General features: G+C 72.5%; 23 protein-coding genes and 3 tRNA genes. 10 read left to right on the top strand and 16 right to left on the bottom strand.

From position 1 onward, the window contains the following. Positions 1–72: 72 nt before the first annotated feature. Positions 73–146, bottom strand: a tRNA-Lys gene (locus ABZ877_RS15160). Positions 147–353: 207 nt separating this feature from the next. Between ABZ877_RS15160 and ABZ877_RS15155 the strand changes: the two genes are divergently transcribed. The 4 genes from ABZ877_RS15155 to ABZ877_RS15140 all read left to right on the top strand — a co-directional run bounded on the left by ABZ877_RS15155 (position 354) and on the right by ABZ877_RS15140 (position 4,005). After that, positions 354–1,688, top strand: a complete 1,335-nt coding sequence (locus tag ABZ877_RS15155; RefSeq protein WP_361070490.1) for a peptidoglycan-binding protein — start codon at positions 354–356, stop codon at positions 1,686–1,688. 71 nt (positions 1,689–1,759) lie between these two features. Then, positions 1,760–3,043, top strand: coding sequence for an SPFH domain-containing protein (locus ABZ877_RS15150; protein ID WP_361070071.1), 1,284 nt, complete (start codon positions 1,760–1,762; stop codon positions 3,041–3,043). Between the two features lie 159 nt (positions 3,044–3,202). Beyond that, complete coding sequence (locus ABZ877_RS15145) at positions 3,203–3,802, top strand: lytic polysaccharide monooxygenase auxiliary activity family 9 protein (RefSeq protein ID WP_361070068.1); 600 nt, start codon at positions 3,203–3,205, stop codon at positions 3,800–3,802. Between the two features lie 129 nt (positions 3,803–3,931). Next, positions 3,932–4,005, top strand: a tRNA-Lys gene (locus ABZ877_RS15140). Between the two features lie 54 nt (positions 4,006–4,059). On the opposite strand, the gene ABZ877_RS15135 is transcribed toward ABZ877_RS15140, so the two are convergent. The 5 genes from ABZ877_RS15135 to ehuB form a co-directional block, all read right to left on the bottom strand. Then, the gene (locus tag ABZ877_RS15135; RefSeq protein ID WP_361070065.1) at positions 4,060–4,839 is read right to left on the bottom strand and encodes an IclR family transcriptional regulator C-terminal domain-containing protein; all 780 of its coding nucleotides are present in this window, start codon (positions 4,837–4,839) and stop codon (positions 4,060–4,062) included. 216 nt (positions 4,840–5,055) lie between these two features. Continuing rightward, positions 5,056–5,826 (bottom strand): ectoine/hydroxyectoine ABC transporter ATP-binding protein EhuA, encoded by a 771-nt coding sequence (gene ehuA / locus ABZ877_RS15130; protein ID WP_361070488.1) that lies wholly within the window; start codon positions 5,824–5,826, stop codon positions 5,056–5,058. 34 nt (positions 5,827–5,860) lie between these two features. Beyond that, positions 5,861–6,478 (bottom strand): ectoine/hydroxyectoine ABC transporter permease subunit EhuD, encoded by a 618-nt coding sequence (gene ehuD, locus ABZ877_RS15125; protein ID WP_361070486.1) that lies wholly within the window; start codon positions 6,476–6,478, stop codon positions 5,861–5,863. Positions 6,479–6,525: 47 nt separating this feature from the next. Then, positions 6,526–7,275 carry an ectoine/hydroxyectoine ABC transporter permease subunit EhuC gene (gene ehuC / locus ABZ877_RS15120; protein ID WP_361070062.1) on the bottom strand — a complete coding sequence of 250 codons (750 nt, stop codon included), beginning with the start codon at positions 7,273–7,275 and terminating at the stop codon, positions 6,526–6,528. Continuing rightward, a complete protein-coding gene (ehuB, locus tag ABZ877_RS15115) occupies positions 7,272–8,177 on the bottom strand; it encodes an ectoine/hydroxyectoine ABC transporter substrate-binding protein EhuB (protein WP_361070060.1) in 906 nt (301 codons plus the stop codon). The genes ehuC and ehuB overlap by 4 nt, the downstream gene beginning before the upstream one ends. 131 nt (positions 8,178–8,308) lie before the next feature. Here ehuB and ABZ877_RS15110 point away from each other — a divergent pair, with 131 nt between their 5' ends. After that, a complete protein-coding gene (locus tag ABZ877_RS15110) occupies positions 8,309–8,851 on the top strand; it encodes a DUF3830 family protein (RefSeq protein ID WP_361070057.1) in 543 nt (180 codons plus the stop codon). On the opposite strand, the gene ABZ877_RS15105 is transcribed toward ABZ877_RS15110, so the two are convergent. Then, positions 8,831–10,276: an amidase gene (locus ABZ877_RS15105; protein WP_361070054.1), complete on the bottom strand. Its 1,446-nt coding sequence runs from the start codon at positions 10,274–10,276 to the stop codon at positions 8,831–8,833. The genes ABZ877_RS15110 and ABZ877_RS15105 overlap by 21 nt on opposite strands. Before the next feature lie 17 nt (positions 10,277–10,293). Then, a complete protein-coding gene (locus ABZ877_RS15100; protein WP_361070052.1) occupies positions 10,294–11,283 on the bottom strand; it encodes a D-2-hydroxyacid dehydrogenase in 990 nt (329 codons plus the stop codon). 295 nt (positions 11,284–11,578) lie between these two features. Here ABZ877_RS15100 and ABZ877_RS15095 point away from each other — a divergent pair, with 295 nt between their 5' ends. The 3 genes from ABZ877_RS15095 to ABZ877_RS15085 all read left to right on the top strand — a co-directional run bounded on the left by ABZ877_RS15095 (position 11,579) and on the right by ABZ877_RS15085 (position 14,355). Then, complete coding sequence (locus tag ABZ877_RS15095; RefSeq protein ID WP_361070049.1) at positions 11,579–12,409, top strand: aspartate/glutamate racemase family protein; 831 nt, start codon at positions 11,579–11,581, stop codon at positions 12,407–12,409. Between the two features lie 3 nt (positions 12,410–12,412). Further along, complete coding sequence (locus tag ABZ877_RS15090) at positions 12,413–13,144, top strand: aspartate/glutamate racemase family protein (protein WP_361070046.1); 732 nt, start codon at positions 12,413–12,415, stop codon at positions 13,142–13,144. Between the two features lie 113 nt (positions 13,145–13,257). After that, positions 13,258–14,355 carry an LLM class flavin-dependent oxidoreductase gene (locus ABZ877_RS15085; RefSeq protein WP_361070043.1) on the top strand — a complete coding sequence of 366 codons (1,098 nt, stop codon included), beginning with the start codon at positions 13,258–13,260 and terminating at the stop codon, positions 14,353–14,355. Between the two features lie 73 nt (positions 14,356–14,428). On the opposite strand, the gene ABZ877_RS15080 is transcribed toward ABZ877_RS15085, so the two are convergent. Continuing rightward, entirely contained in the window at positions 14,429–16,096 is a 1,668-nt protein-coding gene (locus ABZ877_RS15080; RefSeq protein ID WP_361070483.1) for an EAL domain-containing protein, read from the bottom strand. Between the two features lie 453 nt (positions 16,097–16,549). On the opposite strand from ABZ877_RS15080, the gene ABZ877_RS15075 reads away from it, so the two are divergent. Beyond that, positions 16,550–17,827: a M6 family metalloprotease domain-containing protein gene (locus tag ABZ877_RS15075; RefSeq protein ID WP_361070480.1), complete on the top strand. Its 1,278-nt coding sequence runs from the start codon at positions 16,550–16,552 to the stop codon at positions 17,825–17,827. 279 nt (positions 17,828–18,106) lie between these two features. Here the strand turns inward: ABZ877_RS15075 and ABZ877_RS15070 are convergent. From ABZ877_RS15070 to ABZ877_RS15040, 7 genes are all read right to left on the bottom strand, one after another. After that, a tRNA-Lys gene (locus tag ABZ877_RS15070) sits at positions 18,107–18,180 on the bottom strand. Further along, positions 18,171–18,803 carry a bifunctional DNA primase/polymerase gene (locus tag ABZ877_RS15065; RefSeq protein WP_361070040.1) on the bottom strand — a complete coding sequence of 211 codons (633 nt, stop codon included), beginning with the start codon at positions 18,801–18,803 and terminating at the stop codon, positions 18,171–18,173. The genes ABZ877_RS15070 and ABZ877_RS15065 overlap by 10 nt, the downstream gene beginning before the upstream one ends. Before the next feature lie 162 nt (positions 18,804–18,965). Beyond that, positions 18,966–19,322 (bottom strand): hypothetical protein, encoded by a 357-nt coding sequence (locus tag ABZ877_RS15060; protein WP_361070037.1) that lies wholly within the window; start codon positions 19,320–19,322, stop codon positions 18,966–18,968. A 98-nt stretch (positions 19,323–19,420) separates the two neighbouring features. Next, a complete protein-coding gene (locus tag ABZ877_RS15055; protein WP_361070478.1) occupies positions 19,421–20,776 on the bottom strand; it encodes an AAA domain-containing protein in 1,356 nt (451 codons plus the stop codon). Between the two features lie 14 nt (positions 20,777–20,790). Further along, entirely contained in the window at positions 20,791–22,383 is a 1,593-nt protein-coding gene (locus ABZ877_RS15050) for a hypothetical protein (protein WP_361070035.1), read from the bottom strand. A 373-nt stretch (positions 22,384–22,756) separates the two neighbouring features. Further along, positions 22,757–23,938 (bottom strand): hypothetical protein, encoded by a 1,182-nt coding sequence (locus ABZ877_RS15045; protein ID WP_361070032.1) that lies wholly within the window; start codon positions 23,936–23,938, stop codon positions 22,757–22,759. Further along, positions 23,865–24,803 carry a phosphatase PAP2 family protein gene (locus tag ABZ877_RS15040; protein WP_361070029.1) on the bottom strand — a complete coding sequence of 313 codons (939 nt, stop codon included), beginning with the start codon at positions 24,801–24,803 and terminating at the stop codon, positions 23,865–23,867. Before ABZ877_RS15040 ends, ABZ877_RS15045 begins: the two co-directional genes overlap by 74 nt. Positions 24,804–25,056: 253 nt before the next feature. Here ABZ877_RS15040 and ABZ877_RS15035 point away from each other — a divergent pair, with 253 nt between their 5' ends. Continuing rightward, complete coding sequence (locus tag ABZ877_RS15035; RefSeq protein ID WP_361070026.1) at positions 25,057–25,656, top strand: histidine phosphatase family protein; 600 nt, start codon at positions 25,057–25,059, stop codon at positions 25,654–25,656. The last annotated feature ends 147 nt before the right edge of the window (positions 25,657–25,803 follow it).

Raw genomic sequence — 25,803 nt, 5'->3', positions numbered from 1 at the left:
GGCGCCCTTGCGACGGGCCGCGCGAGCAACGCGAAAGGCCCCCCGCTCTCACGGAGGGCCTCTCGCTGTCTGTGCGCCGCCAGGGACTCGAACCCCGGACCCGCTGATTAAGAGTCAGCTGCTCTAACCAACTGAGCTAGCGGCGCCTGCTGACCTGCATAACTTTACCCGACCGTCCGGGGTGCTCCTGACCACTCGACGCGCCGAGGTGCCGAGCGATTTATACCGATTTCCACCTTTCGCACCGTCAACATGCGTTATGCGTAGAGAGTTGAGACGCTTTCCGCGTGCGAAAACGTGGCTCAGAAGTTCAGCAGCCGGCACCGGAGTGTGAGGGGAATCGCATGGATCACATGGAGGCGCCGGTCTTCCTGGAGACCGACCCGCCGAGCGACTGCGACTGCACGGGCTGTGCCCAGTGGCGCGGCGCCTTCACACCCCTGCCGCGCACCAGACTCAGCCCCCGGCACGCCCTGGCCGTCGCGGCCGCGGCCGGCACCGTCATCAGCGCGCTCCCCACGGCGGCGGCCGCCGTCGAGCACCACGAGGCAAGACCGGGCGACCCGGACCCGGCCGGCGGCGCGAGCACCCCGCAGGGCGGCACCAGCCCCCTGAACGGGGCCCCCGGCGCCCCGGGCGTCACCGCGCAGACCGTGCACCTCACCACGCAGAGCGCCCTACGCGCCACGACCCGGGCCGCGATCATCGACCGCGCGAAGGAGTGGGTCGCGGCGAAGGTCCCGTACGACATGAACAAGTACTGGCGGGACGGCTACCGCCAGGACTGCTCCGGGTACGTCTCCATGGCCTGGGACCTGCCCCGCAACGAGTGGACCGGCAGCCTCGCCGCCTTCGGCACCCGCATCACAAAGGCGGAGCTGCAGCCCGGCGACATCCTGCTGTTCCACAACCCGGCGAACCCACAGCGGGGCTCGCACGTCACGATCTTCGGCGGCTGGACCGACTCGGCACGGACCCGCTACATCGCCTACGAGCAGACGCGCCCGGGCACGCGTACGCAGTCCACCCCGTACGCGTACTGGAACAACTCCGGGCGCTACGTCCCCTACCGTTACAAGGCGCTGATGGCGGACGGCGACCTGGGTACGGGCTCGGGCCCGGGCGCGGGCATCGGCTCGGGCGCGGGGGCGCAGGCCGCGACGGCCACGAGGTTCCCCGGTGTGACGTCCTTCGGGCCGGGCGCGAACAACGCCTACGTCACCCGGCTCGGGGAGCTGCTGGTGGAGCGCGGCGGCAAGCGGTTCTACCGGGAGGGCCCCGACTCGCGCTGGACCGACGCGGACCGCAGGGCGACCCAGGCGTTCCAGCGGGCGCAGGGCTGGACGGGCAGGGACGCGGACGGGCTGCCCGGGCCGGTCACGTGGTCGTACCTGCTCAACGGCAAGGGCAAGGACATCCCCGCCGCGGGGGTTTCGGGGACGAAGGGGGTGCCGCCGTTCCCGGGGGTGTCGAAGTTCCGGCCCGGCGCGTCGAACGCCTCGGTGACGCAGCTCGGCAAGCAGCTCGTGAAGAAAGGTTACGGCGGCCACTACAGGAAGGGCCCCGGCCCGCGCTGGAGCGAGGCGGACCGCCGCAACGTCGAGGCGTTCCAGCGGGCCCAGGGCTGGACCGGCAGGGACGCCGACGGATACCCGGGCCCCGAGACATGGCGGCGGCTCTTCTCGTGACGGCGCTGTGCGGGGAGCGGGCGGCGGGCGGGGGAGACGACAGCACACCCAACGTGGAGACGAGGACCAGGATGAGCACGACGACCGACCGGTCGGCACCGATCGCGGGGCCGCCGGCCCCGGCCACGCCGGACGAACCGGCACTCGAGAAGAGCGCCGGGCCCGACCTCGGGGTCGGCGAGGTCCTGGGGCGCGGGGCCCGCGTCATCCGCAACGAGTCGACCACCGAGATCCCCGTCCACCTGCTGTTCCGTGACGACCCGGAACCCGTGGCCGTACCGGTGCGGGCCGCGGTCGTGGGGACGGGGACGCGCGCCGGGAGCGGGGCCGGGGCTCGACCCGAAACCCGGGTCGATGACACCACCCACCCGCACCCGCACCCGGACGGGGCCCCGGGGCAGGACGTGGACCCGGCCCCCCGGCCCCCCGCCCGGACCGCCCCCTCCGTCGATCCCGACCTGGTCGAACGGCCCGGTCGGGCGCTGCCCGGGGCCGTTGGAGTGCTCGGTGGGCTCGCGGGGACGGCCGGGGCCGCGGCCTCCCTCGGCTGGGCCGGGGTGCTGCCCCGCATCATGACGAACGTCGCCGGGCTGCCCGGGTACGAGGGCGTCGGGCTCGGCCCGTACCAGTGGGCGGCGCTCGCGGGCTCCGGCGCGCTCACGCTCCTCGGCTTCGGCGGGCTGACCCGCGCCCGGGCGGGGCGCGCCGCGGTGCTCAGCCTGTTCGGGCGCTACCGGGGCAGTGTGCGCAGGTCGGGGCTGCTGTGGGTGAACCCGCTGCTGCTGCGGCGCCGCGTCGACCTGCGGCTGCGGCACTGGCGCAGCGAGGGCATGACGGCGGTCGATGCGCACGGGGTCGCGCTGCGCGTCGTCGTCCTCGTCGTGTGGCGGGTCAGGGACACCGCGCGGGCGGTGCTCGGGATCGAGGACCACGAGGAGTACCTGCGGGAATGTGTCGAGGCGGCTGTGGCGGGGGTGCTGTCGCAGTTCCCGGCCGACGCGCTTGCGAACGGCTCGGCCCCGGCCGACGGACCCACCCTGCGCGACACCGAGACCGTCGGCGACCTACTCACCCGGCGGCTCGCCGCCGACGCGGAGGCGGCCGGCATCGAGGTGTTCTCGGCGCAGCCGACCCGGATCGAGTACGCGCCCGAGCTCGCGGCCGTGATGCGGCGCCGCCGGATCGCGGCGCTCGACGCGCAGCACAGGGACACCGTGCTCACGTCGGTCGTCGACTCGGTGGAGGAGACGGTGGCGCGGCTGACCACGCGGGGCCTGGTCGACCTCGACGACTACGAGCGCAAGGCGCTCGTCAAGGATCTGACGGTGGCGTTCTACACGGGGCGCGGGGAGTAAAGGGCAAAGCAAAGGGAGCCCGCACTTTTGTATGGACACGGCCAACCGCCGCCCATACATTGGGGGTTGGTCTAGACCTGAAGGCTTGAAACTGAGCTGAAACTGAACACCGCTGTGCGCACAGCTACCGGTACTCCCCACACCCCCAGGAGCGGCAGCATGCGAAACAAGAAGATGTACGCGGCTTTGCTCGGCCTCACCACCGCGGGCGCGTTCGCGCTCTCGGCCGGCGGCGCGAGCGGCCACGGCTACACCGACCTGCCCATCAGCCGGCAGAAACTCTGCGCCAACGGCACCGTCAGCGGCTGCGGCAACATCCAATGGGAGCCGCAGAGCGTCGAGGGGCCCAAGGGCTTCCCGGCGGCGGGCCCCGCGGACGGGCAGATATGCTCGGCCGGCCACGGCGAGTTCGCGCAGCTCAACGCGGCCAAGCAGCCCAATGGGCAGGCGTGGCCGACCACCAAGGTGAGCGGCGGGCAGAGCTACACGTTCCGCTGGCAGTTCACCGCGCGGCACTCCACCACGGACTTCCGCTACTACGTCACCAAGGACGGCTGGGACGACAGCAAGCCGCTGACCAGGGCCGCGCTGAACACCACCCCGTTCCTCACCGTGCCCTACAGCGGGCAGCCGCCGGCCACGCTCTCGCACTCCGGCACCCTGCCCAGCGGCAAGTCCGGCCACCACGTGATCCTCGCGGTGTGGACGATCGCGGACACGGCGAACGCGTTCTACGCCTGCTCGGACGTCACGTTCTGAGCATGATCCCGAGCGCCGCCCGTCCCGTCATGCGGCGGGCGGGCGGCGCGCGGGTGGCCCCACCCTGACCCTCGCCCCCTGATGGTCACAGGCACCCCTCCGGACCAGGTAGTATTTACGTGTCAGCAGGCGCCGCTAGCTCAGTTGGTTAGAGCAGCTGACTCTTAATCAGCGGGTCCGGGGTTCGAGTCCCTGGCGGCGCACCGGCAGTGAGAGGCCCTCCGCGCGTAAGCGCGGGGGGCCTTTTGCGTGCTCGCTCAGATCGTCAGTGACAGCAGGACCGGGGCCGCGCTTCTGTTCAGGTGGGTTGCCGCGTCGTGGAGGCGGTGGGCTCGGTTCAGGGGGAGGGAGAGGGCCAGGCAGCCCACGGACGCGCCTGCCGTGATGGGGACGGCCGCGCAGACCGTGCCGACCGCGTACTCCTGGATGTCGAGGACCGGGACCGTCGCCGGCTGGGTGGCCAGTTTGGAGAGCAGGACCTTTTCGCTGGTGATGGTGCGCGAGGTGAGGCGGGCCATCTTGTGGCGGGAGAGGTGGTCGCGCCGCCCGTTGTCGTCGAGCTGACCGAGGAGGCTCTTGCCGACGGCACTCGCGTGCGCGGAGACGCGGAAGTCGACCCACTCGTTGACCGCGGGGGCCTCGGGCCCGGCCGCGTACTGGGTGATGCGGACCTCGCCGTCGATGTACCGGCTGATGTAGACCGCCGCGCCGACGGAGTCCCGCAGCTCGTCGAGGGTCCGCTGGAGCTTGGCGGTGAGCGCCGCCGCGTTCCCGTCGGCGGAGCCGAGCCGGCTCAGGGTCTCCCCGGTGACGTAGGCGCCGTCGGCGGCCTGCTGGACGTACCCCTCGCGGCGCAGCATGTGCAGCAGGCCGGTGAGCTGGTCGGAGGGGAGGCCGGTGACGCGGGCCAGTTCGGGGCCGGTGATGCCGGTGGCGTGGTGGGCCACGGCCTCCAGGACGCGCAGAGCGTGCTGGACCGACCGGTGCGGTGGCCGCGGCCGGCGGTCGGACGCGTCCTGCTCGTGCTTCAGCGCCACGGCATCCCCCTGCAAGGACCGGTTCCGGACAGCTCTCTCCACGATAGCCCTCACCACCCCCAAGAGGGGCGTGCGTCAAGGGAATTGATGGCGCGTTCCCCCGCTCTCAGCAGGAACGCGCCACCATGGCATATGCCAGAGTCATGCACCGAGTGGGTAGGCGGAAGGCGACGGTAGGCGAAGGCGACGACGTGAGCGGAGCGGACGCGCCGGCCCTCACAGCACCGCGCTGAGGAACTCCCTGGTCCGCTGGTGCTCCGGCTCGTTGAAGATCTTGTCCGGGGTGCCCGACTCCAGGACATGGCCCGAGTCGAACATGAGGACCTGGTCCGAGATGTCCCGCGCGAAGTTCATCTCATGCGTGACGCAGAGCATCGTGATGTCGGTGGTGTGCGCAATGTCACGGAGCACGTCGAGGACGCCTGCCACCAGCTCGGGGTCGAGCGCCGACGTCACCTCGTCGAGGAGCAGCACCTGCGGCCGCATGGCGAGGGCCCGCGCGATGGCGACCCGCTGCTGCTGACCACCGGAGAGCTGCGTCGGGTAGGCGTCGGCCCGGTCGCCGAGACCGACCATGTCGAGCAGTTCGCGGGCCCGCTGCTCCGCCTCGTCCTTGGAGAGCCCGAGCACGGTGACGGGCGCCTCCATGATGTTGCGGAGGACCTTCATGTTCGGGAAGAGGTTGAACTGCTGGAAGACCATCCCGATGTTCTTGCGGACCTCACGGATGTGCTTCTCGCCGGCGGGGACGAGCTTGCCGTTCTTCTCCTCGTGGGTGAGGTACTCGCCGCCGACCTTGATCGTGCCCTCGTCGGGCTTGATCAGCGTCATGAGCAGCCGCAGGATCGTCGTCTTGCCGGACCCGGACGGGCCGATCAGGGTGACGTGCTTGCCCGAGTCGACGGAGAAGTCGAGCTGGTCGAGGACGGTGTTGCCGCCGAACCGCTTCACGACCTTCTCGAAGCGGATCAGTTCGGTGCCGTCCACCGCCGGATTGGGCTGGTTCTTCGAGAGGTTCGCGTCAGTGGACAAGGCGGCGCTCCAGGGATCGCAGGAGGAGGGAGGCGAGGTAGGAGATGACGATGAAGGCGACTCCGACGACCGTCAGCGCCTCCGTGTACTGGAACGTCTTGGCCGCCTCCAGGCGCGAGCGCTGGAGCAGCTCCAGGACGCCGATGCCGGCGAGCAGCGGGGTGTCCTTCAACATGGCGACGACGTAGTTGCCGAGCGCGGGCACGACGCGGCGGATCGCCTGCGGCAGGATGACCGCCGTCCACGTCCTTCCGTACGGGAGGCTGAGCGCGCGGGCGGCCTCCCACTGGCCGACCGGCACGGCCTCGATGCCCGCGCGGTAGACCTGCGCGGTGTACGTCGAGTAGTGCAGGCCGATCGCGACGACACCGGTGGTGAACGCGGAGAACTGGATCCCGGCCTCCGGCAGCACGAAGTACAGGAAGAAGAGCTGGACCAGGAGCGGCGTGTTGCGGATGAACTCGGTGATCGCGCCGACGGGCCAGCGGATGAAGCGGGTCGGCGCCCGGAAGGCGAGCGCCCAGATGAGGCCGACGCTGAAGGAGATCAGCGAGCCGTAGAGGAGGATCTGGAGGGTGACGAGGAGGCCGTCCCAGAAGTGCGGCATGAAGTCGCTGACGGCGGACCAGTCCCAGTTGTCGGCGGCGGTGGCGATCACAGGGAGACACCTCCTCCGCCGCCCGCGGGGAGCTGGGCGGTCTCGTTCTGCTGGCGCAGGCTGAGCTTGCGCATCAGACCGGCGCCACCCTCGGGCCGCTGCCCGATGCCCGCCTTGGTCTTGCGTTCGAGCGCCCGCATCCCCCGGGTGAGGATGAACGCGAGGACGAAGTAGATGACCAGCGTGAGCGAGTAGATCTGGGTGCTCTCGGTCGTCGCGAGGCGTACCAGGTAGGCGGCGAAGGACACGTCGCCGATGCCTAGCAGCGACACCAGGGCGGTGCCCTTGAGCAGCTCGATCAGGAGGTTGGAGAACGGCGGGATCATCTCGGGCACGGCCTGCGGAAGCAGGATGAGCCGCATCCGCTGCCAGGGCGTGAAGCTCAGCGCGACCCCCGCCTCGCGCTGGGCGGGCGCCACCGCGTTGAGGGCGCCGCGGACGATCTCGGCGCCGTACGCGCCGTAGGACAGGCCGAGCGCGAGGACGGCGGCCCACATCGGGACGAGGGACCAGCCCGCGAGCTGCGGCAGGACGAAGAAGATCCAGAACATCAGGACCAGGGCGGAGGTGCCCCGGAATATCTCGGTGTAGAGCCCGGCGACGAACCGGACGATCCACAGCCGGTGCGTGCGCGCCATGCCGACGCCGAACGCGACGACGGTCGCGAGCGCCGCGCTGTAGAGGGTGAGCTGGATGGTGATCCAGATGCCCGGCAGTACCCAGTGTTCCCACAGTCCGGCGGTCATCGGCACAGCTCCTCGGCGGTCAGCGTCGTCATCTCCGCCTTGGTGAAGCCGAACGGCCGGAGGATGCGGAACAGTTCACCGCTCTTCTTCATCTTGTGGATCTCGACGTTGAAGGCGTCCCGCAGCCCGGTGTCGGTGCGGCGGAAGGTGAAGCCGCCGCCGTCGATGTGCTTCTTGCCGTCGACGGTGGGCGCGAACGGCTCGGTGTGCTCCGCCTTGCTGCTCTTCTTGGTGACCTCGCGGGTGGTGAGCGCGGTGCCCGCGAACACGTCGATGCGGCCGGCCTCCACGGCGTTGAGCCCCGCCACCTGGTCCTGGAGGATCACGATGTCGGACTCCTTGTACCCGGCGTCGACGGCGTACCCGATCTCCGCGTACCCGGTGCCGGTGCCGAACTTGGCCTTCGTGCGCACCACGTCGGCGTAGTTGTGCAGCTTCTTCGGGTTGCCCTTGCGCACGATGAACGAGTCCAGCATCTGGTACTCGGGATCGGCGAAGATGACCTGCTGACAGCGTTCCTTGTTGATGTACATCCCGGCGGACACGACGTCGAACTGCTGCGTGTTCAGGCCGGGGATGAGCGAGGCGAAGTCGGTCGCTACCGGCTGGACGTGGCCGACACCGAGCCGTTTGAAGATGACCTTGGCGAGCTCCACCGCCTCGCCGGTGAACTCCCCGTCGTCGTTGATGTACCCGTACGGCACCTCGCCCGCGATGCCCAGCCGTACGGTCCCCTGCCCCTGCAGCCGGGCCAGTGTGTCGCCCTTCGGCACCTGGCTGCATCCCGCCGCCCCCAGAGCGCCCAGTGCGCCGAGCGCACCCGCCCCCGCGAGCAGTGACCGCCTGCGAAGAGTTCGTCTCTCGGCAGGCTCTTTCCTGCGTATGTGAGTTGGTGGAGCCATGGGCGCGCGGCTACCCGACGCGACTCGACTTATGCCGATCAATTCACGCCGCAATCACGTGGGGTGTGGCCCCTACATACGTGGGGTGCGGTCTTGACCCCGTGGGGTGGATGGGGCGGAGCATGGGGCGCATGGCTGACTCAAGCGGCGCGCCCGAGCGGTACATCGACGTCACCCTGACCGCGCGGGGCGTGACCTGCACGGCACGGCTGCTCACCGATCGCGCGCCCCTGACGTGCGCGGCGGTGTGGGACGCCCTGCCGCTCGGCTCCGAGGTCTACCACGCCAAATACGCCCGGAACGAGATCTACGCCCTGTTCCCGCCCTTCGCGGAACAGGAGCCGCCACTGGAGAACCCGACGGTCACACCCATCCCGGGCGACCTCTGCTACTTCTCCTTCAACGGGACGCAGTTGGGGTCCCGCTCGTACGGATACGGGGAGGGCGCGTCACTGGCGGCGGGCGCCCCTGTCGTCGACCTCGCGCTGTTCTACGAGCGGAACAATCTGCTGTTGAACGGGGACGTGGGGTGGGTGCCCGGGATCGTGTGGGGCCAGGTGGTGGAAGGGCTGGAGGAGATGGCGGAGGCGTGCCAGGACCTCTGGCGGTCCGGCGCGGTGGGGGAGACCCTGAGTTTTGCCAGGTCAGCCCGCTCAAGCCCCTCCGGCGCTTGAGGAGCGGGGGCCGGGGCGGAGCCCCGTGACCTGGACCGGATCGGGCCGCGCGATTCCGGCTTCGTACAGCGCGTGAGCGACCCGGAGCACCAGATCGTCCCGGTGCCGGGCCGCCACCACCTGCATTCCGACCGGCAACCCCTGATCCAGCCCCACCGGGACGGTCGCGGCCGGCTGTTGCGTCATGTTGAACGGGTACGTGAACGGGGTCCAGCCGGTCCAGCGCCGCAGGCCACTGCCGCGCGGCACCTCCACCCCCGCCTCGAACGCGGTCAGCGGCAGCGTCGGCGTGAGCAGGACGTCGTACGTGGAGTGGAATTGGCCCATCCGGCGGCCGAGCACCATCCGCGTGTCCATGGCGGCCAGATAGTCGAGCGCGCTGTAGCGGGCGCCGAGCGCGCAGATCTCGCGGAGTCCGGGGTCGAGCAACTCCCGCTGCGCGGGCGAAAGCCGGGACGCGTTGCGTGCCGCCCCGCTGAACCACAGCACGTGGAACGCGGCGACGGGATCGGTGAAGTCCGGGTCGACCTCCTCCACGTACGCCCCGAGCCCGGCGAGCCGCGTCACCGCCTCCCGTACGCGCGCGGCCACCCCCGGCCGCACCGCCACCTGGCCGCCGAGCGACGGCGAGTACGCCACCCGCAGGCCGCGCACCCCGCCCCGCAGCGCGTCGCGGAAGCTCGCGGTGGAGGGCGCCGACGCCGACCAGTCGCGTACGTCGGGGCCGGAGATCACGTCCATCATCAGCGCCGCGTCGGCCACGCTCCGCGTCATCGGGCCGACGTGCGCGAGCGTGCCGAACGCGGAGGCCGGATACGCCGGGACCCGCCCGTACGTCGGCTTCAGCGCGAAGATCCCGCAGAACGCGGCCGGGATGCGGACCGAGCCGCCGCCGTCCGTGCCGAGCGAGAGGGGCCCCGCGCCGACCGCGACGGCCGCCGCGCTGCCGCCGCTCGAACCGCCCGGGGTGCGCCAGGTGTCGTACGGGTTGCGGGTGATGCCGGTGAGCGGTGAGTCGGTGACGCCCTTCCAGCCGAACTCGGGTGTCGTCGTGCGGCCGACGAAGACGGCGCCGTGCTCGCGCAGCCGGGCGACGGCGGGCGCGTCCTCGTCCCACGTGCCCTCCGCGCGTACGGTCCGCGAACCCCGCAGGTTCGGCACGCCGCGCTGCAACAGGATGTCCTTCACCGTCACCGGTACGCCGTCGACCAGGCCGCGCGCCTCACCGCGCCGCCAGCGCCGCGCGCTCGCCTCCGCCGCCGCCAGCGCGCCCTCCGCGTCGACGCGCACGAAGGCGTTCAGCGCGCCCTCCGTCTCCTCGATGCGGGCGAGCACCGCGCGGGCGGCGTCGACGGGGCTGAACTCGCCGTTGCGGTAACCGTCAAGCAGGTCGTGCGCCGTCAGTCCGGTGAGCTCGCTCGTCATCCGCCCCTCCAGGCCAGTCAGTTCCCGGGGACATACCCACGTTTCTTGTCGACTACATTCGTCAGCGCGCGGCCGGACTCCCAGCGCCCGTACAACTCGACGAACTGCTGCCCCAGTTCGTCCCGCCAGCCCACCGTGTCCCCGCTCATGTGCGGCGAGATGATCAGTCCGGGGGCCGTCCACAGCGGGCTGTCCGGGGCGAGCGGCTCGTGCTCGAAGACGTCGAGGGCCGCGCCCGCGATCCACCGGTTGTGCAGGGCGTCCACCAGATCGGACTCCACGACGAGCGGCCCACGCCCTACGTTGATGAACCGCGCGGCGGGCTGCATCACCCCGAACCGGCGGGCGTCGAACATGCCCCGCGTCCGCTCGGTCAGCGGCGCCGCGCACACCACCCAGTCGGCGCGGGCGAGCAGCCGGTCGAGGTCGGCGGGGCCGTGGACCCCGGCCCGCGCCCGGCGTCCGACCAGCGCGGTGATGATGCCGAGCGCCTTGAGGTGGGTGGTGATCGCGTGGCCGATGGGGCCCGAGCCGACGACGCAGGCGCGGGTGCCTGCGATGCGCTGCGTCTCCCGGTGGCGCCACTCACCGGCGGCCTGGAGGGCGAGCGTGCGGGGCAGGTCCTTGCCCATCGCGAGGACGAGCGCGGCGACGTACTCGGCGATCGGGAGGTCGAAGACGCCCCGCGCGTTGGTCACCACCGTGTCGGAGCCGACGAGTTCGGGGAACATCAGCCGGTCCACGCCCGCGCTCGCCGTGTGCACCCAGCGCGGCCGGGGCCCTTCGCCCGGCCACGCCTCGCGCACGGCGTCGGACGTGAAGTCCCACACCAGCAGGGCGTCGGCCTCGGGAAGCAGGGCGCGCAGCCCGGCCGCGTCCCTGGCGTGCAGCACGCGGGCCCGGCCCGTCAACGCGCCGAGCCGGGGCGCGGGTTCACCGGGGGCGGCGTCCAGGACGAGGACGGTGGGCCGGGCGCCGTCCGACACAGCGGTGACATCGTTCCGCAACGCAGCTCCGCTTTCCTTGGTCCGGCAGGTGGATCGACCCGGCGGATCGACTCGGCGATTCCTTGGCACGTTCCTTGACATGCGCGGATTGACCACGCTGGCACCCGAACCTACCTTCGTCAACGGAGGACCTGCGTCGGCGCGTTTCCTCCTCTCCCCGCAGTACACCGCTGTTCCCCACAGTCCCGACGTCCCGGCGACGGACCGCCGGCCCAGACCCACCGCACCGGCAGCACGGCACCTCCGTACCTCAGCACCACGGCACATCCCGTCAGCTGAACTTGGGGCATGCTCTATGGACGTCTCTTTCCTGGGAGGACCGCAGCCGCAGCGCGGCCTCGGCGTCGTCGCACCGTTCGACTTCGCCCTCGACCGCGAGCTGTGGCGCTGGGTGCCCGACGAGATCTCCCTCCATCTCACCCGCACCCCGTTCGTCCCGGTGGAGGTGAGTCTCGACCTGGCCCGGATCGTCAGCGAGCACGAGACGCTCGACGAGGCGATCCGGGCACTCGGCGCGGTCGAGCCCGAAGTCCTCGCGTACGCCTGCACATCGGGGAGCTTCGTCGGCGGCCTCGCCGGTGAACGCGCGCTGTGCGAGGCGATGCACCGCTCCGGGGCCCGGCCGTGCCTCACCACGTCGGGCGCGCTCCTGGAGGCGCTCGCCGAACTCGGCGCCCGCCGCGTCGCCCTCGTCACGCCCTACACCCGGTCCGTCACCGAGTCCCTCGCGGAGTACCTGGCGGAGGCGGGCGTGGCCGTCACCGGGACGGCGTTCCTCGGCCTGACCCGGCGGATCTGGAAGGTGCCGTACCGGGACGTCGCGCGGATGGCGCGCGACGCGGCCGGCTCCACCGCCGACGTCCTCTTCATCAGCTGCACGAACCTGCCCACGTACGACGTCATCCCGCAGTTGGAGGCGGAGCTGCGGATCCCGGTGATCTCGGCCAACCAGGTCACGATGTGGGCAGCCCTGCGCCGACTGGGTACGCGGGCCGTGGGGCCGTACCAGGCGCTGCTCGACCCTGCGGCGCGACGCCAGTGGCCCCTGCCGGACCTGCCGGAGGGCGGCCTCCGGCCCGGACACGGCGCTCCGGAACTCCCGGAGGGCCAGGAAGGGTGGGCATAGGACATGACAGCGCTCGGACTTCTCTACCCAGGACACGCGGCCGAGGACGACTACCCGCGCATCGAGATGCTGATGGACAGCGACATCCGGCTGCCCGTCGTCCACACCGACATCGGTGAGGACGCGCACCGCGTCGACGCGCTCCTGGAGATGGGCGCACCGCCGCGCCTCGCCGCGGGCGTCGAGGAGCTCCGGCTCGCGGGCGCGGAGGCGGTGGTCTGGGCGTGCACGTCCGGCAGCTTCGTCCTCGGCTGGGACGGCGCGCAGGAGCAGGTCCAGTCCCTGGCCGTGGCAGCGGGGCTGCCCGCCTCCAGCACCTCCTTCGCCTTCGCGCACGCGCTGGGCGAGCTGGGGGCGCGCCGGGTGGCCGTCGCGGCGACGTACCCGACGGACGTGGCCGACCACTTCGCCGCGTTCCTGAAGGCGTCCGGCGCCGACGTGGTCTCCGTGCGCGGCAGCGGCGTCATCACCGCCGCGGAGGTCGGCACGTGGGGGCGCGAGGAGGTCCTGGCGATGGCCCGCGCGGGCGACCACCCCGACGCGGAGGCGGTGCTGCTCCCCGACACGGCGCTGCACACGGCGGCGTACGTACCCGACCTGGAGCGTGAGCTGGGCAAACCGGTCCTCACGGCGAACCAGGTCACCGTCTGGGAGGCGCTGCGCCTGGTGAACCGGCGGGTGAACGTGCCGGAGCTGGGGGCGCTGTTCAGGAAGGAGCCGGTGGTGCAGGTGTAGCGGACGGGTTCGGGGCGGGGAATAAAGCGGAGCTAGCCTCCGTTACGCCGGGGTCAGCCGAACCGACGTACGCGACAGACGGACGTACGGACCCACGTCTTCAGGAGGACCCCGTGCCGGCCAACCACGACGAGATCCGGGGCACAGCCCACGGCACCGCCCCGACCCCCCTCTCCGTCCTGGACCTGGTCACCGTGGGCGCGGGCCGCACCGCCACGCAGGCCCTGCGCACCAGCGTCGACATCGCCCGCCTCGCCGAGAACCGCGGCTACCACCGGTACTGGGTCGCCGAGCACCACTCCATGCCCGGCGTCGCCTCGTCCTCGCCGGCCGTGATCCTCGCCCACCTCGCCGCCCACACCGACCGCATCCGGCTCGGCTCCGGCGGCGTCATGCTGCCCAACCACGCCCCGCTGGTCATCGCGGAGCAGTTCGGCACGCTGGAGGCGATGGCCCCCGGCCGCGTCGACCTCGGGCTCGGCCGCGCCCCCGGCACCGACGGCGCCACCGCCGCCGCCCTGCGCCGCACCGACCGGCTCAACGAAGGCGCCGACGACTTCCCGCAGCAGCTCGCCGAGCTGACCCGGTTCCTCGACGACGACTTCCCCGACGGCCACCCCTACTCCCGCATCCACGCGGTGCCCGGCCCCGTCCAGGCCACGTCGCCCGGCGGCGTCCAGGACCCGCACCGCCCGCCGATCTGGCTGCTCGGCTCCTCCGGCTTCAGCGCCCGCCTGGCGGGAGTCCTCGGTCTCCCCTTCGCCTTCGCGCACCACTTCTCCGCGCAGAACACGATCCCGGCGCTCGACCTGTACCGCGAGTCCTTCCAGCCCTCCGCCGTCCTCGACAAGCCGTACGCCCTGATCGGCGTCTCCGCGCTCGCCACCGACGACGACGGCACCGAGGCCCGCCGCCAGGTCCTCGCCGCCGCGCTCAACATGGTCCGCCTGCGCACCGGCCGCCCCGGGCTCGTCCCGACGCCGGAGGAGGCGGAGGCGTACCCGTTCAACGAGATGGAGCAGGACTTCATCCGCTCCTGGAACGCCAACGTCATCCACGGCACCCCCGACGAGGTCCGCACCGGCCTCGACGACCTCCAGAAGCGCACGGGCGCCGACGAACTCATGCTGACGGCCAACGCCCACACCAGCGAGATCCGTCTCCGCTCGTACGAACTGATCGCAGACGCGTACGGCCTCCCGCGGGGCTGATCCCGGCGGGGGAGGGGGCAGTAGCGCGGGCCGCGCCACCGCCCCCTCCCCGTACAGGCGGGACGTCGGCGCGTTACCGGTGTTCCGTCAGGAGTTCCGAGATGCGTTGGGCGTCCACCGGTCGCGAGTACAAGTAGCCCTGGCCCGTGTCGCAGCCGATGCGGCGGAGCCGGTCCGCCTGGTCGAGGGTCTCCACGCACTCCGCCGTCACCGTGAGCCCGAGCCGGTGCGCGAGCTGGACCATCGCCTCCACGATCAGCGCGTCGGCGGGCTGCGCGGGCGTGCCTGGCCCGTCCTCGAAGCCGCGTACGAACGCACCGTCCAGTTTGAGGACGGAGACGGGCAGCCGGGAGAGATAGGCGAGGTTGGAGTACCCGGTGCCGAAGTCGTCGATGGCGATGCGTACGCCCATGTCGCTGAGGTCCTGCAACGCCCGCAGGGGCCGCCCGGTGGAGCCCATCACCGCGGACTCGGTGAGTTCGAGCTGGAGGAGTTCGGCGGGCAGCCCGGTCTCGGCGAGGATCCGGGCGACGTCGGCGACCAGGTCGGAGTCCCACACCTGCCGCACCGCCACGTTGACGCTGACGAACACGGGCGGCACGTCCGGGTGCGCGAGCTGCCACGCCCGCGCCTGACGGCAGGCCGTCTCAAGGACCCACCGCCCCAACTGCACGATGGACCCGTCCTCCTCGGCCAGTGTGATGAACCGATTCGGCGTCAGCAGGCCGAACTCCGGGTGCCGCCAGCGCACCAGCGCCTCCACCCCGCGCAGCCCGCCGTCCTCCAGACGCACGAGCGGCTGGTACGCGAGGACGAACTCACCCCGCTCGACCGCCGGCCGCAGCCCCGACGACAGGGCCTGCCGGGTCACACGCCGGGCGTTGCGCTCCGGGTCGAACAGCGTCCAGCGCGCCTTGCCGTCGGCCTTCGCCCAGTACAGCGTGGTGTCGGCGGCCTGCATGAGCCCCATCGGGCTGGTGTCCGCGACGTCCCGCTCGACGACCCCGATCGAGGCGGAGACCGAGAGGAGCTGCCCGGACAGGTCGAAGGGTTCGCGCAACGCCTCAAGGACCGTCTCCGCGAGGTCCGCGAGCTGTTCCGTACCGGTCGAGTCCTCCATGAGCAGCGCGAACTCGTCGCCCCCGAGCCGGGCGACCAGCGGCGCGCCGGTGGCGTGCCGGGCCAGGTCCGCGCAGTGGGTGAGCCGCTCGGCGACGGCGGCGAGCAACCGGTCGCCGACGTGGTGGCCGAGGGTGTCGTTGACCGCCTTGAACCCGTCGAGGTCGAGGTAGCACAGGCCGACCCGCCCGGTCGCGCCCGAACCCTCGTACGCCCCCGCCTCAAGGGCCCCGGTGAGCCGCTCGAAGAACAGGGCGCGGTTGGGCAGCCGGGTCACCGGATCGTGGGTCTGGAGGTGGCGCAGGCCGGCCTGGAGGTCGCGGTGCGCGCTGATGTCGTTGAGCGAGAGGAGCACGACGTCGGCCCCGGGCACGGGCGAGACCGTGATCCGCACCCATACGGAGTGGCCCGCGGCGTGCTTGAGGCGGCGGGTGCGGGCGAGCGGCGCCTGCCGCCCGCGCAGCACCTCGCGGAAGGTCTCCCGGGTACGGGGGTCGGAGCCGAGGTCGAGGAGTTCGGCGGCGACGCGGCCGACGAGCGGCTCGGCGCCCTCGCCGTGCAGCAGGGCGCGGGCGGCGGCGTTGGCGCCGACGATCACGCCGTCACGGTCGACGAGGAGCATCGGCTGGGGCGCGGCGAGGAAGGCGGCGCCGTGGACGGGCCCCGGCAGACACTCGCGCACGTGCTCACTCTCCGTGACGAATTCGGGGCGGGGGTCGGGTGCGGACACCTCCGCCGCGGTCGTGGGCCCTTCGGGCTGTGCGCTCACCGCTCGCTCCCCGTGGTGCGTCGGCCGGTCGCGTGGTGCTGGTGCGGCCGGGGTCCCGGCAGGAAAGTGTGCCGATCATAGAGGCCGGTCGGACGGCCTATCCAGCCTTGTCCCCGGGCGGACCCGGCAGAGGGGCACCGGACCCGCCCTGCCAGATCGTTTCTGCTCGCTCCTTTACGGGCTTCTGCCGCACCCCGACCGTCTGTGACGGCCTGTGATCGCCGGGGGTGTCGCGACTCACTCGTCCGGGCCAGATAAACAAGGCGAACACGGACAAACACCAACACTCTGGGTGGGGTGTCTCACATTCCCCACCCGGAGGTCGACTTGCCGCGCCCCCAGCCACCCGCGGGAGTGGACAGGCCCCGCCTGCGCGCCGCCGCGGCGGCGCTGACCGCACTCACCGCCCTCGCCGCCACCGGTCTGGTCGCCGGGCCCGCCGCCGCAACCCCCTACGGCGGCCCCTGCGCACTGGAGCGGACCGAGGCCCATCACTCCGAGGGCCTCGACACCTGGAACGCCGACTATCCGCGCCCCAAGGAGCGCCTCGACGCGGTGATGGTCTTCCTGTCCTTCCCGGACGCGGACCCGCTGACCACGCCCGCGCAACTGACGTCGGACTACTTCCCGTCCACCAGCGAGTTCTACGAACGGGCCTCCTACGGCAAGTTCACGCTCGTGCCGCATCCGCAGCAGACCTGGCTGAAGATGCCGCGGGCGTCGACCTCGTACCGGATGAGACGGGACTGGGCGCCGGCGGACCGCAGCGCCTACCTGCGGGACGCGCTCGCCGCGGCGGACCCCACCACCGACTTCAGCAAGTACGACGTCGTCTACTTCGTCGCCGACCCGGACGCGCCCGGCGTCGACTCCGACGCGACCAAGGTCGTCAACTTCGACCGGCCGATGCGGGCCGACGACACCGACCTGCGGCGCGTCGTCACCGTCTTCGAGAAGCACCCGCCGGACCGCAACGTCCTCGCGCACGAGACCGGGCACGTCTTCGACCTGCCAGACCTCTATCACCGGCCGTCCGACGGCAAGGGGGACTGGGACACGTACGTCGGGGACTGGGACGTCATGGGCAGCCAGTTCGGGCTCGCCCCCGACCTCTTCGGCTGGCACAAGTGGAAGCTCGGCTGGCTGGAGCCGGAACAGGTGTCCTGCGTGAACCGTACGGGCGTCACCCGGCTGACCCTCGAACCGCTGTCCACGGCGCCGCGCGCGGCCGGGGCGCCGTTCGGCGCGGGCGGCGGCACGAAGCTGGCGGTCGTCCGGACCGGGCCCTCCAGCGCCGTCGCCCTGGAGGCGCGCGGCGCGGCGGGCAACGACGCCACCACCTGCAACCAGGGCGTCCTGATCTACCGCATCCACGTCGCCTCCGCCTCCGGCGAGGGCCCCGTCCAGGTTCTGGACACCCACCCCACCACCTCGGCCTGCCACGGCGACTCGGTCTACCCCCCACTGGCGGACGCCCCCCTGACCCTGGGAGAGAGCTACACGATCCCCGGCGAACACCTCCAGATCGAGGCGGAGAACCGCACGGCATCGGGGGCGTGGACGGTAAAGGTGACGACGGGCTGACCCCAGCAACAGGGACCACGCAAGAAGCCCCCCGCATTCGCGAGGGGCTTCTTACCGTCTGTGCGCCGCCAGGGACTCGAACCCCGGACCCGCTGATGCTGCATCTCCCGGGGGATGACCCCCGGACCCCCAGCCGGTGGCGGGGTCTGATGCGGGGGTGTGCGGTCGCGCGGGCGATCGCTGGCTTGGCGCGGCGCGTGCCCGTGCGGCGGCCCCGGGCCCTGCCCCGCCGGCAACGCAAGAAGCCCCCCGCATTCGCGAGGGGCTTCTTACCGTCTGTGCGCCGCCAGGGACTCGAACCCCGGACCCGCTGATTAAGAGTCAGCTGCTCTAACCAACTGAGCTAGCGGCGCCTGCTGACGTCGTAGACCTTAGCATCCTGATCGGCGGCTGGAGAAATCGATATGCGGACGGCGGCGTGCGCGCCTGCGCGGGCCGCTCGGACGCAGGCCCACAGGAGGACCTCCGGGCCGGGGAGCCAGGGGTGGCGGGTGTCAGGGGCGACGACCCAGCGGGAGTCGGCCCGGGGCTCGGAGGGCGTCGTGGGCGCGGGCACGGTGACCGCGTCGCCGGTGCCGTGGCAGAGCGGGGGCGGCACGGCGGGGCCCCATTCCTCCCAGCGGAGGAGTGAGGGGAGGCGCTGGGCCGTGCCGGGGGCCGTGAAGAGGAGCATGCGGCCGCGATGGGTGGCGACGGGGCCGGAGCCGGGGCCTTCGGCCCAGAGGCGGTCCAGCATCCGCCGACCGAAGATCGCGGGGACGTTCACGACGTCGAAGACGGAGCCGCAGGGCAGCACCACGGGCGCGTCGGGCCGGGACCGCCAATGGGAGAGCGTCGAGCGCGGATACGTTCCTGCGGAGGCGAGCCACGCGGCGCCTTCCGGGGTGACGCCGGTGACGTCCTGGGTGTGGGGGCTGTCGGAACCGTCGCGGGGGGTGCCGGGGACTGGGGCGAAGTGGGGGTGCGCGGTGTTCATGTACACCACGTCTACCGGGGGTGAGGAGGCGGCTGCGCAGAGTTGTCGAAACTCGGGACAGGGGAGGGGTATGCGGAGTATCTTGCCCTTCTGGCATATGCCAGACGATCGTTGCGAGCCCGGAAGCCGTATCTGGCCGGGACCGGCGCTCGGCTCCCGCCCCTACGGAGCCTGCTCCGAACCACTCCGCAGCAGGTCACGCCCGAACTCGACCATCTTCTTCGCGTAGTCCTCGGTCCAGCCCCCGCGCTCCGCGATATCGGCAGTCGTGAGCCGGTCGAAGCGGCGCGGATCGGCGAGCTGCGCCGCCGCGACGGCCTGGAACTCCACGGACCGGTCGGTCGCCGCGCGGAACGCGAGCGTCAGCTCGGTCGCGCGGGCGAGCAGCTCGCGCGGGTCCTCGATGGACTCCAGGTCGAAGAAGTGCTCGGGGTCGCCGGCGGCCTCCGCGGGCTCGAAGATCAGCGGAACGGGCCGCAGCCGCGGCTGCTCGGTACGGGGCCGCTCGGGCTCCGCCATGGTGGTTCCTCCTTGTGCCGGTTGCGGCCCGCCTGTGCCCGGGCCGCCTTCCATTGTCCGACGGGGCGCAAGTGGGCCTCCGTACGAGGGCGAAGGGGCTACGGCGTCCAGGCCACCCGGTGCTCCGAGAGCCGCGCGAGGACCGCGTGGTTCGCCTCCCAGCCGTCGGGGAACTTCACGTCCACGCCGAGCTGCACGGGCTCCGTCGACGGATGCTCGTCGAGGAGTTCGGCGACCCCGGCCCGGCAGACGACGATGCAGGCGTGCCGGTGCCGGGAGGCGAGCACGCACAGCCGCCCCGTCTCCAGGTGGAACGCGGTCGCGTCGGGCCGCCCGGACAGTGGATGCAGCACGACCGTCACGTCGTACTCGCGGCCCTGCAACCGGTTGGCCGTGTCCACGGTCACGTCCCGCACGCCGAGTTCTGCGAGGGCCGCGCGGACCGCCGCTGCCTGGTCGCGGTGGGCGGTGCCGACGCAGATCCGGTCGGCGGTCAGCGGCGCGGTGTCGTCGGGACCGCGCTCGGAGCGGGTGACGCCGTCCCGGTCGAGGAGGCGCCGTACGACGAGCGCGACCGCCCGCACCGCCTCCGGGTCGGTGCGCGGCGTGTGCGCGGGAGGCAGTTCGAGCAGGCCCCAGCCGGCCCGCGCCGCCTCGTCGATGACCCGGTCGGGCCCGGAGCCGTCCGACACCACGCCGAACCTCAGCTCCCGGTCGCCCTCGTCCGTGCCGCTGCGGAACTGCGTGAACGGGTAGAACGCGCTCGACACCAGCGGCGCCGCCGACGCGGGCAGCCGCCACGACACCGGAAGGCGGTGCTGCGGCAGGTCCGGGTTGTGCGCGAGCAGCGTGGACACGGCGGAGGCCGACGGGTCGTAGGACAGGCCCGCCCACTGCTCGGAGCCGACGATCGCGAACGGGTCCAGCTGGCCGGGGTCGCCCACGAACAGCGCCCGTTCGAACAGCCCGGCCACGGCGAGCAGCGCGTCGGACCGCATCTGGTACGCCTCGTCCACGATGGCGTGGCGCCACGGCCCGCCCGCGTCGGCGACCTTCACGTGCGCCCACTTCGCGGCGGTCGACAGGACGACGGGCAGCGGCGCGAGATCGCCCGCCTTGGTCGAGGTGCGGACGAGCGGCAGGTCGTCCAGCGCCTTGTCGTACGCGTCCGGGTCGCTGCTGTGCAGACGGCCGACGGGCAGCTCGGGGTTCTTCTCGTGCAGGCGCAGGACGAGATCGTCGACCTGGGCGTTGGTCTGGGCGACGACCATCAGCGGGCGGCCCGCGTCGGCCAGCTCCAGCGCGGCCCGCACCACCAGCGTCGACTTCCCGGCGCCGGGCGGCGAGTCCACGACGACCCCGCGCGCGTCACCGTGGAGCGTGTCGCGCAGGATCGCCTCGGTCGCGCGCGTGGCGGCGGCCGACGGGCTGAGGGCGGAGCCGATGGGCGTCACGGTGGCGGTGGCGGTCACAGGATGTCCTCCGGGGTCACGGCGTCCGGCAGCGGGGCGAGGGCGTCGGCGCCGGGCGGTCCGCCGTGCGTCCACGGCGTCTCCTCCGGCTCCGGCAGCTTGGGCCCGCCGCGCTGCTCGTGCTCGAACAGCGTCCAGCACACGCGGTCGCCCTTCCGCGGCACGGAACCCTCCTCCGGCTCCTTGCCGCGCCCCATCTTGTCGAGCACGCGCAGCACGATCGCGTCCCGCGCCTCGCTCTCGTAGGCGACGAACTCGGCGGTCTGCGGCTTGCCGTCCAGGGACCGGTACACCTTCACGCGCTCGCCGAGGTGCGGCCGGTCGTCGGTGCGGACCGTGATCAGCGGGCGCGGCCGCTTCTTGTCGTTGTACGCCGCCACGACCTCGGTCACCTCGCCCGCGAACGCCTCCCCGGAGAGCCGCCGCCCCGCCATCACCAGCGGGTCGTCGAGCGCCTCCTGCGCGTCGAGGCGGGCCTGCTCGCGCTCGCGCGTGGCCAGCTTGTTCGCCGCGGTCACCGCGTCGTCGTGGCGCGGCTGCGGCGGCTCGCCCGCCGCGACCCGGTCGCGGTGACCGGTGAACGACCAGCGGTCCCGCGTCCAGCGCTCCGCCGCGCGCGGCCCCTCGGGCAGCGTGCACAACAGGTCCAGGCCGCGCCACACCGCGTCCCAGGTGGGCCGGGTACGGGACTCGACCAGGCGGTGGATCTCCCGCTGGGCGGCGGTCAGCTCGGCGAGCCGCCCGTCGGCCTCGACCGCGTCCTCGGTCGCCGCCAGGCGCGTACGGGCCCGGTCGTAGCGCTCGATGGCCGGGGCGAGCAGCTTGTTGTCGAAGGCGGGGTCCGTGGCGGGCCCCGCGGGCGGGCACAGGAGCTGGCCGTCCGGGCCCCGGCCCAGCTCGGCCCGGAGCGCGGCCTCGGCGCCGGACGTGCCCTCGGGGGCGGTGATCCAGGCGAGCAGCGCGCCCAGGTGCTGGTCCTCCAAGCTGGACTGGCCCGTCGCCCAGTGCCGGGACAGCAGATCCGTCATGGCGAGCAGCAGCGACGAGCCGGGCACGCGCGCCCGCTCCCCGAAGTGCGTCAGCCAGCGGCCCAGCAGCGGCACGTGCGGCGGCGCCGGGTACGGCGTCTCCGGGTCCTGCTCGGCGGTGCGCCGGAACCGCATGGACCGGCCGAGCAGCCGGACGAGCTCGATGCCGGCACGGCTCGGCACGATGATCTGCGGCGCGTCCGCGCACAGCTCGACCTCGACCTTGACCTTCTTGCCGGTCTCCGGGTCGGTCTCACTGCGCTCGGCGGCCTCGACCTCGTCCGCGAACCCGTCCACGTACGGCAGGACGATCTCGGCAAGCTGCGTCAGGAACGCGAAGCGCAGGTCGCGGTCGCGCGGCTGCGGTACGACCAGGAGCCGCGGCGAGGTCCGCTCGGTGCCGACGAGAGCGCCGAGCGGGGCGCCGGCCTCACCCGCCGTCGTCAGCGGCACCAGGACCAGCGGTCGCTGCGACAGGTGGCGATGGCGGACGGTGGCGATGGGCTGGGCACGCCCGGTGGCAGTGGCTTCGAGCCGGGCCAGGTGATCGACGAGGCTCACAGGGCCGCCCCCTTGAACGCCTGGGTCGTGCTCGTGACCGGCTGGGCCGTGCTTGTGGACGGTTGAGCGGCGCTCGCGACCGGCTGGGCTGCACTCGTGCACGGCTGGGCCGCGCTGGCGACCGGCTTGGCCGCGCTGGTGGACGGTTGAGCCGCGCTCGTGACCGGCTGGGCCCCGCTCGTGGATGCTTGGGCCGCGCTGGCGACCGACTGAGGCGCGCTCCTGTCCGGCTGAGCCGTGCTCCTGTCCGGCTGGGCACCGCTCGTGGACGGCTGGGCCGCGCCGGCGACCGGCTGGGCTGCGCTCGTGTACGACTGGGTCGCGCCCTCGCGCGGCCTCATGCACGGGTGGGCGGGCCGTCTCCGTCGTAGTGTCACGCGCCCGCTCCCTTCGCCGTCGCCGCCGACCCGGCCAGGTGCAGCGCCTCCGCGCGCAGGGCCGCCGCGCGGCGGAGCGCCGCGACCGTCGGGTCGTCCGGGTCGCCCGTCTCGCCGCGGGCCGCCGCGAGCACCGCGTCCACCGTGGTCAGGCCGCCCAGCTCGGCGCGGAGCGCCCGGCCGAGCGACGTCACCGCGCCCTCCGCGCGTGCGCGCGCCCGGCAGTGGAACGCCAGCTCGCACGCGGCCAGGCACTCCGGCGCGTACGTGGCGGGCACGGCCTCGACCGCGGCGGTCAGCTCGGCGGCGGGCCGGTCCGGGTCGAGGACGGTGCCGGGCGGCAGCCGGTCCGCGATGTCCTCGATCCGGGTGAGGCGACGCAGCTGGCGGCGCGTGACCGAGAGCTGCTTGCGGACGTCGACGGCGGACGCGGCCGGGAGGTTGGAGAAGTCCTTCGGGCAGACGAGGACGGCGCGGTCACGCACGTGTGCGCCGCTGTCCGGGAGCCGGGCCGCGACCTCTTCGAGCGCCAGCACGTACACCGCCGCCTGGCGGGCCGCCGCGCCCACCTTCGCCGCGTCCGCCGCGCCGTCGATCATCGGGAAGGACTTGATCTCGACGACGGTCCAGGAGCCGTCCGGATGCACGACCACCGCGTCGGGCTCCAGGAAGGCGGGGCTGCCCGCCACGTCGAGCGCGAGCATCGGATGGTCGAGGAACGTCCAGGTGCCCGGCGCCTGAACCGCCTCGCGCAGCGCGAGCGCGGTCCGCGCCGTACGGCCCTCGGGTCCGGCCGCCGACAGATCGGGGGCCCGGATGAGGTCGGGCGTCGGCTCGGGCGCGTCACCGCCCACGCGCGCGTGCACGAGGTGCAACAACTGAGCGCCGCCGTCCGCCTTCACCCGCGCCTCGAACACATTGCCGCGCGCCAGGGCGAACTGGGACTGCCCGAACCCGGCCGGCGCACCGAGCGCGTCCGCGAGCTTCGCCTTGTCCACCCCCGCGCCGTCGAGCAGCGCTCGTCTGTCGCACCCCGGGTTCGCCGCGAGCGCCGCCAGGGCGCGGGCGTCGAGCGGGCGCGGCTGATGATCGGGGCCGCGCAGCTCAGCGAGCCGGTGCCGCAGCCCCGTCACCTGTGTCGTGCGCGGCTGCCTTGCGCTGTCGGGGTATTCGCTCACCCGGCGAAGTCTGGCACTCTCCACTGACAATCGAGGAACGAGTGGCGGAAGAGGCGGCGGGAGCGGCCCGCACCCCGCTCGCGGCCAGCGTGTTCACCCGGTCCCTGATCCGCGCGGCGACCCGCATCACCGGCTTCGCGAGCAGCAGGCCCGCGCCCATCACGGCGGCACCGGCGAGCGCGTCGAAGAAGTAGTGGTTGGCCGTGCCCATGACGACGATCGTGGTGATCAGCGGATAGGCGACACCGGCGGCCTTGGCGTACGGGCTCCGGCCGTTGCGCCACAGCATGATCCCGCACCACAGCGCCCAGCCGACGTGCAGGCTCGGCATCGCCGCGTACTGGTTGGTCATCCCGCCGAGCCCCTTGGGCGCGCTGGCCGCGCCGCCCCACCAGCCGTACGAGCTGTACTGCGCCATGGTGTCGACGAAGCCGTGGCCCGCGCTCAGCAGCCGCGGCGGACACGTCGGCAGCAGCGTGAAGCCGATCAGGCCGATCATCGTGGACGTCATCAGCCAGGTCCTGGCCGCCCGGTACAGATGGGCGCGGCGCCGGAAGAGCCAGATCAGGACGGCCGGGGTGACCACGTAGTGCAGGGAGGCGTACCAGAAGTCGGCCGGGACGCCGAGCCAGGGCTCACGGGTGAAGAGACGGTTCAGCGGGTGTTCGAGGTTGAGGCGGACCGTCTTCTCCGCGCGCAGGATCGCCAGACCGTGGTCCACCGCCGTGCTCACATCGCCCCGGGCGAGCAGCCGGCCCGCGGAGTACGCGCCGTACACCAGGAGGATCAGCGGCAGCTCGGTCCACCAGCGGAGCCGAACAGCGGGTGTCGCCTCCGTGCGTGATGTGTGGTCGATCTGCGACATTCGGGCCGCTCCCCCTCTTCCTCGTCCGGCGGCCTCCGGCCACATTGCCCACCCTAAGGTGTACGAGGGGTGCCGCGTGGCTGACCCCTGACCCTCGTAGACGTCGAGATCAGTCACCGGGTTGCCCGAGGGGCGGCCCGCAACCCGGTTACGCGATGATGGACGGGGCAGCGCCGCCTCTTCGTCCCCTGTTCACCCCGTACGTCCTGCAGCTCGTCAGCTCCGTACGCACGTAGTCGCGAAAGGTCCCCGTATGGCACCGCGCATCCTGTTGGCCCGGCACGGACAGACCGAATGGTCCCTTTCCGGACGGCACACGGGCAGGACGGACATCCCGCTCCTGGACGAGGGGCGGCGCGGCGCCAAGCTCCTCGGCGAGCGGCTGCACGGCGCGCCCTACGACGGCCTGCCCGGCGCCGAGATCCGCACCTCCCCGCTCCTGCGGGCCAGCGAGACCTGCGAGATCGCCGGGTTCGGGGCGCGGGCCACCGCCTGGGACGCCCTCATGGAGTTCGACTACGGCGCGTACGAGGGCCTCACACCCGCCCAGATCAAGGAGCGGCGCCCCGGCTGGTTCATCTGGCGCGACGGCGTCCCCGACGGCGAGACCCTCGACCAGCTCACCGCGCGCGCCGACGAGGTCGTCTCCTGGGCCCGCTCCGCCGACCGCGACGTCCTCCTCTTCGCCCACGGCCACATCCTGCGCACCATCGCGGCACGGTGGCTCGGGATGCCGGTGGACTTCGCGGCCCGCATCCGGCTCAATCCGACGTCGCTGTCCGAGCTGGGGTGGGCTTATGGGGAGGCGGCGTTGGTGAGCTGGAACGAGACGGGGCACCTGGCGGTGGGCTGAGCGGATTCGCGGCCGCGCCGTTTTGAGTGGCTTCGTCGGCGGGTGCGGCTCTCGTCGTGGCTGGTCGCGCAGTTCCCCGCGCCCCTGAAATGCGCACTGCGTGCGCCATTTCAGGGCCCCCGGGGCTGCGGCGAAGCCGCATGCTCC

This window comes from Streptomyces sp. NPDC046939 (assembly GCF_040644575.1).
Classification (GTDB): domain Bacteria; phylum Actinomycetota; class Actinomycetes; order Streptomycetales; family Streptomycetaceae; genus Streptomyces.
This window is presented reverse-complemented; position numbering and strand designations above follow the sequence as displayed.